At 67.0% G+C, this 6,970-nt stretch carries 6 protein-coding genes and 1 pseudogene; all 7 read right to left on the reverse strand.

Going from position 1 to position 6,970, the window contains the following annotated elements; all coding sequences use genetic code 11:
* A pseudogene (locus tag HUK84_RS08190) lies at positions 1–200 on the reverse strand (thiamine pyrophosphate-dependent dehydrogenase E1 component subunit alpha); the annotation flags it as partial.
* Positions 197–1,054, reverse strand: a complete 858-nt coding sequence (locus HUK84_RS08195) for an SGNH/GDSL hydrolase family protein (protein ID WP_176639859.1) — start codon at positions 1,052–1,054, stop codon at positions 197–199. The gene HUK84_RS08195 and the pseudogene HUK84_RS08190, both read right to left, overlap by 4 nt.
* A gap of 77 nt (positions 1,055–1,131) precedes the next feature.
* A complete protein-coding gene (locus HUK84_RS08200; RefSeq protein ID WP_176639860.1) occupies positions 1,132–2,172 on the reverse strand; it encodes a glycosyltransferase in 1,041 nt (346 codons plus the stop codon).
* Positions 2,173–2,316: 144 nt separating this feature from the next.
* On the reverse strand, positions 2,317–3,102 hold the full coding sequence (locus HUK84_RS08205; RefSeq protein ID WP_176639861.1) for an SGNH/GDSL hydrolase family protein: 786 nt from the start codon (positions 3,100–3,102) through the stop codon (positions 2,317–2,319).
* A gap of 250 nt (positions 3,103–3,352) precedes the next feature.
* On the reverse strand, positions 3,353–4,849 hold the full coding sequence (locus tag HUK84_RS08210; RefSeq protein ID WP_246285546.1) for a flippase: 1,497 nt from the start codon (positions 4,847–4,849) through the stop codon (positions 3,353–3,355).
* A gap of 181 nt (positions 4,850–5,030) precedes the next feature.
* Positions 5,031–5,876, reverse strand: coding sequence for a glycosyltransferase family 2 protein (locus HUK84_RS08215; protein WP_176639863.1), 846 nt, complete (start codon positions 5,874–5,876; stop codon positions 5,031–5,033).
* Between the two features lie 49 nt (positions 5,877–5,925).
* Complete coding sequence (locus HUK84_RS08220; RefSeq protein WP_176639864.1) at positions 5,926–6,813, reverse strand: glycosyltransferase family 2 protein; 888 nt, start codon at positions 6,811–6,813, stop codon at positions 5,926–5,928.
* Positions 6,814–6,970 lie beyond the last annotated feature (157 nt).

A 6,970-nucleotide genomic window follows, 5' to 3' on the forward strand; every position in this document is an offset into this window, starting at 1 on the left:
GCCAGGGCCGGCCCGATGGACCGCCCGCCGGTCAGCAACTGGTCCGCCGGCCCCAGCGCCGACGTCAGCCCGACGGCAACCGCCTCCTCGCCCGTCGACAGCAATTGGAACCCGTGATTCTTCCGCTGCGCCAGCGCGTCTTCGAACGCGCGGATCGCCAGCATGGCCCGCAGGGCCTGGATGGGGTCGATCCTGCTCATTGCGGCGTCGCACGGATCATCTTGAACAGGCCCGCCGTAACGATGCTGAAACTCTCCTGCACGCCCCGCCGCCGCACGGCATGTACCAGCTTCTCGATCGCCTGCCCGGGCGGGATCTGGCCCTTCACGACCTGGCGGAGCAGCCAGCCCACATGGTTGTCCTGCACCGCGTCGGTGATCGTGGACACGACCTGCCGCCGTCGCCCCTTGCCCATGACCATCAATTCCCGCGGCGTGATTTCCGGCACGGGCCGGCTGGCGGGCGCCTGGGCGACGATCCGCGCCTTGACGCGCTCCTGCACCTCGAAGGGCAGGGCGGCATCCAGCGCGTTGTCCGTAATGCCCAGCGCCAGGGTATAGCCGGCCAGTTCGGTCGCGGCGTCGCCCTCGGCGCGGTAATCGGTCTTCAGCCGCATGGCGCCGGTATCGGCGAATACCCGGTCCACATCGACGACGAAGGCGCCGTACAGCCGCGACAATTCCGCGGCCAGCAGGTCCAGCCGCCGGATGCGCAGCAGTATGCGCGCACCGTCCGGCTGGCCGCTGCGCTCGACATGGCGGAACAGGGTCGGCACCAGGACCGGATCGCCCGCGGCGCACAACGCCTCGTACCGGGCCAGCAGGTCCCGCTCCACCTCCGGCCATGGCGTATCCAGCGCGCGCAGCGCCGGCGCCAGCGACATCACCCGGATCGTTCCGGGGGCCGCGTTCACGGCGCTGTCGAAATCATGCACCATCATGTGCGACAGGCTCGCGCCCTGGCTTTCCAGCGCGTCGGACAGCAGCGACGCCGCACGGGCGATCACCTGCCGCTCATGCGCGTCGCCGAAGAAGACGGCCTCTATCTTTTTCATGAGAGGAACTCCGACTCGATGTGTGTGGACGGAGGGAATTGTTGTGGACGGCGGGGCTTGTGGACGCCGGAGCGGGCTTACGGATGGACGGGCTTGCGGGCAAAGGACGGCCTCGGCGCCGCCATATAGGCCGCACGCACGGCTTCCGGCCGCGGCAGGCTCGGATAATCCGCGGCGATCGCCGCCAGTTGCGCCAGGGACGAGATGCGCAACGGCTCGGCCAGCGCCTTCTCGTCGCTCAGGCTCTGCCACAGCAGCGGCAGCAGGGCCACGTCCGCGCGCGGATGCGCGGCATAGAAGATCCCCTCCCAATCCTTGTCGTCCAGCGGGTCGCGCCAGCCGCTCCGGTGGATCAGGTGATAGGTGCGCGCCGCCGAGGCCGCCATCCGCAGGCCCGCCTGGCACAGGCGCAGCGACAATTCGCGATGTTCGTTGATCGTCAGGTCGGGATGGAACCCGCCGGATTCCAGAAAGGCCGCCCGCCCGACCGACTGGTTGGACCCCGACGCCGCGGCCCACAGGACGCCGCAATCCGCATCGTCCCGCAGCGCCGCCATCTCCAGCTCGAACAATTTGCGCGGTCCATAGCCCGGATAGACCCCGGGCTGCCCCCGCCGGGCGACCGCGGCGAAATCGTGGCGGATCTGCTCCCGCGTCACCACCGACCGCGCCCGTTCCTCGGCGGACATCCGTGCGACCCGCTCCTCCTCGCCGCGCCGGGGCGTCCCCGCCTCGGGGTCCAGGAAGGGACGGGTGCAGCGGATGTGATAGGTTTCGCCCCGGACCACCAGGCCGGGACTGGCGCGATGGCGCGCCATGTGATCGGCCACCAGGTCGGGGCCGGCCAGCGTGTCGCCGTCCAGGAAGATCAGCACGTCGCCGTCGGCCTGCCGCGCCCCGGCATTGGCCGCCGCGGACCGGCCCAGCGCGGTCTCGTGCCGGATCGCGACCACGTCGCCCGTGCGCGCGGCCTCGGCGACCACGGCGGCGGTATGGTCCGTCGATCCGTCATCGACGACGACGATTTGCGCGGCCTCGGTCTGGCAGGACAGCGACGCCAGCGTCAGGCGCAGACGGTCCGCCTCATTGCGCGAGCGGATAACGACTGTGGCTTTCATCTCAAATCCTTCTCCCGGCAAAGATCATGCTCAAACCGGAGACTTTTTTTATTTGTCGTAAAAAAGAACAATGAAAAATCTATCTCTGAAATCTATCTCTGAAATCGATCCCGTATCGACCCGCCGGACGCGCGGACGGGGGCTCTAGCTCTCCAGAACGCCCAGATCCTCCAGCACCCGAACGACCTCCTCCGCGACGTACCGATGCCCTTCGGGCCGCAGGTGGAAATTGTCGATCTTCAGCCTGTCCGCGCCGTTGCGGGCAATGACGGTATCAACGTCAATGATTGAAATGCCGATCTCGTGCGAAAGTTCGATCAGCCCAAGGTTGAATCGCCTTATTCTTGTCGCAAAGGTCTCGTCCAGCCCCATATGGCAATGGACCCGGTCGCCCGGAATGACCGGCGACAGGTTATAGACCAGCACCGGCACGTCCCGTTCCCGGCGGATCCGCTCGACGATCGCCGCCAGATTGGCCATGGACTGCGCCACGCTCAGATAGCCCGCGGGCGCGAATTCGGACCGCAGCCACGCCCGGTCGTCGTCGCGCCACTCCGCCTCGTCGGCGGGATAGAACAGCACGTCCTCGCGCCGGTGCCGCATCAGCGGCGTGGCCACGTCCGGCAGGATGGACAGAAACACGGCGTCCGCCGGCGTGGTGAACAGGGCGGTGCTGAACTGGCTGCGCAGCGGATAATTTCCCAATTGCAGGTCGCGCGCGCCGAACAGGGCCGGCACCTCTCCGGTCGCGGCCAGCAGCGCGTCGGACCGCGTCAGCGTCTCGTGGCGGATGCGTGCCGTCACGTCCGGATAGGCGCCGCGCAGGACGTCGTTCATGCCGTTCCACTGCACCACGCCGCCGATGCGGCAGGAATGCAGCGAATCATGGATATCGACATTGCCTTTGACAAACAGGGTCAGCCGCTTCATGCGCTCCTCGTCGCCCAGATGTTTCCCGGAAGTTTCCCAGAAGTTTTAACGATACTCGAGGCTTCAACGATAATCGGCAATCCGCACCACGCCTTGGACCGTCAATGCGGCGTTGTAACAAAAGCGGGCGGCCCGGGATGGTTCCGCGCAAATCACGCCGGCCGGGATGACGCTCTCGTGGGGTCGCCGGCCAGAGGGGGAGGTCAGGGGATGTCAGAGGGGGGGAAACGCCGGAAAGCGAAGCGAAACGTCAGGCCGGCCTGCTGCGCGACATGCCCGCCCGCTTCAGCAGCGACAGGGCGGATGCGCGCTCGGCGGCGCTCAGGCCGCGCGTCCACAGGATCGCATAGAACAGGATCGACGACAGCACGAACGACACGCCCGTGATGACGATCCCATCCTGGAAAATCGCGGCGCCCAGCGTCACCAGCGCCACGGCGCTCATCGGCAGGATATGGCGCACGGCGTCGGCCAGCGGCGGATAGAAGCGAATGCCCAGGCGGATGCGGATGACGCAATCCAGCAGGCTGCGGCCGGCCCAGGCGATGGCGGCCCCGTCCACCCCGAACAGATGCAGCAGCAGCAGCAGCAGCGGCGCATAGACGGCGAATTCGATGACGGACAGGACGGCGTTGAAATCCGGCCGGCCGATCCCGTCCAGAAACCCCGCCGCCACGCCGTCGACGCCGAAGAAGAACACCCCGATGCTCAGAAATTTCATGATCATCGTGCTGTGTTCCGGAAAATCGCCCCCGACCCACATCGCCAGGATCTCGCGGCCGAACAGCGTGCTGACCAGGCAGAACGGAAACAGCAGCGCCGCCACCGTCAGCACGCTGGTACGATAGAGCTGAATGGTCCCGGCGCTGTCGTGCCGCCACAGCGACGCCATGGCCGGAAAGGCCGTGCCCGTCACCGCATTGGTAATCAGCGACAGGCGCGCGACCACGTCGAACGGCGTGGTGTAATAGCTGGTGGCGGCGCTGGAAATGACCGACGCGATCATGAACCGGTCCATATAGGACAGGATCGGAAACATCAGGTTGGACACCGTCATCCACCCGCCGATCCGAAACAGCGGCCGCAGCAGGCTGATGGCGGGCCTGGCGGTGCGCAGTTGCGGCATCACCCGCAGGCACAGCCAGGCATAGGCGATCGTCATCGCGACGCGGCACAGCGCCAGGGTGATCATCACGCCGACCAGGCTGTTCCAGACCAGCAGGATCAGCAGCGGCGCGACATAATACCCGATCGAGATGGGGATATTGATCAGGTTGGCCGCGCGGAACGCCTGATAGGCGGAAATGACCCCCCACATGGCCGCGTTCGCCATGACCAGCGGCGCGGTGGCGCACAGCACCCACATCGCCCACGTCGTCTCGGGCCGCAGCGAATCCGGGATCTTCAGGCCGTGCTGCACCCAGGCCACCACGCCCAGCGCGGCCACCAGCCCGCCGATGATCCCCAGCACGCTCAGTGTCAGGATGCCGGTCATGGTCAGGTCGGCGCTTTCCTGGTGCCGCCCCTCGGTCACGCGCTCGGCGACCGCCCGCGTCAGCGCCCGTCCCAGGCCGAAATCGAAGATCCCGAACGTGCCGACCAGGGTCAGCGCGATCGTCATCACCCCCCAGCGCGCCAGGCCCAGATGCGTGATCAGCCGGGGCGTCACCAGCAGCGCGACCCCGATCGGACCGACCCGTCCCAGGATGTTCCAGCCGCTGTTGGACACGATGTGCCAGGTGGGCATGCGCAACAGGGCAGAGGCTGGTTTCGCAGAGGCTGGTTTCGCGGTGGCCATCAACGTTCAATCCGGTTTCTGGCGGCCTGCTTGCCGCGCGTGGACATGGCGAAAACCCGATGGCGCCGGCCGCTCGGGGGCGCCGCCCGGGGGCATGGACCCCAGGGGCATGGACTTCGAGGGCATGGACTCAGGCCGCCTTCGCGACCTGCGCCCGGTACCCGGCCAGGCGGCCGAGGAATGTCAGGAAATAATAACGGGCGATCGGCATGTCCAACCGGACCAGATTGACCACAAAACCCCCGGCCGGCCGGATCAGGAATTGCGATACGGTCCGCATGTCGCAGCGATTCTTGCGCATCACCCGGCCGGCCCCCAGGCCATAGCTGAACGCGCGCGCGATGTTCAGCGACACCGGCTTGTCCGGATGCATGATCCGCAGATGGTACAGATAGTATCCCGGCACGTTCCGCGCCAGCATGCGCAGCGCCAGGTCCTGCCCCTCGCTGGACCCGAAACGGGTGCCCGGCCCGATCATCTCGTCGAATCCGCCCAGCTCCTCGAAGATCTCGCGCCGGACGAACAGGTTGAATTCGATCAGCGACGTCCACACGGTCTGCGTATCGACCGCGCTGTCCTGCTTCAGCCAGCGCCCCGACCGGCCGAAGCTGCCATCCGGCAGCAGCACGGTCCCCGTCAGGAAGCCATGGCCGGGATGCGTGCGGAAAAACCGGTCCGCCTGCTCCAGCACGTCCTGGGTATATTCGCAATCGTCATCGGGAAAGGTGACGATCTCGCCCGTGGCGTGCTGCGCGCCCAGGTTGCGCGCCCTGTTGCACAACCGCAATGACGTGCGCAGGTGCAGGATCGTCATCGTCGCCGAAAACTCGGCGACGATCGGCTCCAGCCGGTCATCGGCGTTCTGGTCCACGATAATGACCTCGAACGACTGCACGGCCTGGCGCTGCAGCGACAGCAGCAGCGCGCGGACTTCCGCGGAGCGTCCGACGGTGGCGACGACAAGGGAAAAGCGCATGGTGGTGTATCCGGCTGCAACAGGTCGCAAATCGCGCAAAAGGTCACGATCAGAAGGTCAGGATTCGTTCGGGGGCGACGCGGCCGCGCATCCAGTCCAGCAGTGCCATCCCGTTGCCGATCAGCCGGCCCCTCCGGTCGATATAGGGCTCCGGCCGCAGGCTGCGCAGCATGTTCATCGCGATATTGCGGCCTATGCTGCGCAGCGAATGATCCCAGGGAAAACTGCCCTTGCGCGACAGATAGATCGGGTTCGCGACCTGCGAATATCCCAGGTGCCGGCCGGGGGTGCGTCCCTTCTTCGTGCCCAGATGCACGCCCTTCGCGCCGTTCACCCGCACCAGCCGGCCATACGCGCCCATCCGCCGCGAAAAATCGATGTCCTCGTACCAGGCATAAAGCGGCAGCCGCTCGTCGAAACGCATGTCGTGCTCGGTGATCACCGACATCCGATAGGCCATGTTGCAGCCATAGCTGCTCCAGGCCGCCTCGACGGGGGGCATCGCCGGATTGTCGTTGATCGCCGGGTCGGCCAGGATCGCCCGCCCGTCCGCGACCGTCAGCCCCGGCCCCTTCGCGCCGTCCGCCAGCACGCGCCCGGTCGCCGCGACGATCGCCGGATCGGACTGGAACGCCTCGACGCAACGCCGCAGGTAATCGGGATCGGGCAGGAAATCATCGTCGAAGAACACGACGATGTCGGCATCGCGGGCATGGTCCAGCACCACGTTGCGCTGGTGGGGCGCGCCCGTCGGGCCGATCAGCCGCACGATGTCCTCGGCCTCCGCGACCTGCGCCGCGTCGGACGGGCGCGGGGTGCAGATGATGATGCGCTGGAACGGATAGGTCTGCCTGCGCAGTTCCGCGATCGTCTCGGGCAGGATGGCGGGGCGCCCGCTGCTGATGATGCCGACCACGACGGCCGCGGAATTCTTCATCATATGGCTCCGGCTTCGGGATGTGCGGGGTGCTGCGGTCCACGCGCGACCGCGGCGGGGAAGGGGGCGGCGCTGCGCGCCGGCGCGGGCAGGATCTCGTACGACAGCGCGACGTGCCGGGCGACATAGGCGCGCGAATTCAGGCACTCGCGCATGC

Origin of the sequence: Nguyenibacter vanlangensis (assembly GCF_013376155.1) — a bacterium.
Classification (GTDB): domain Bacteria; phylum Pseudomonadota; class Alphaproteobacteria; order Acetobacterales; family Acetobacteraceae; genus Gluconacetobacter; species Gluconacetobacter vanlangensis.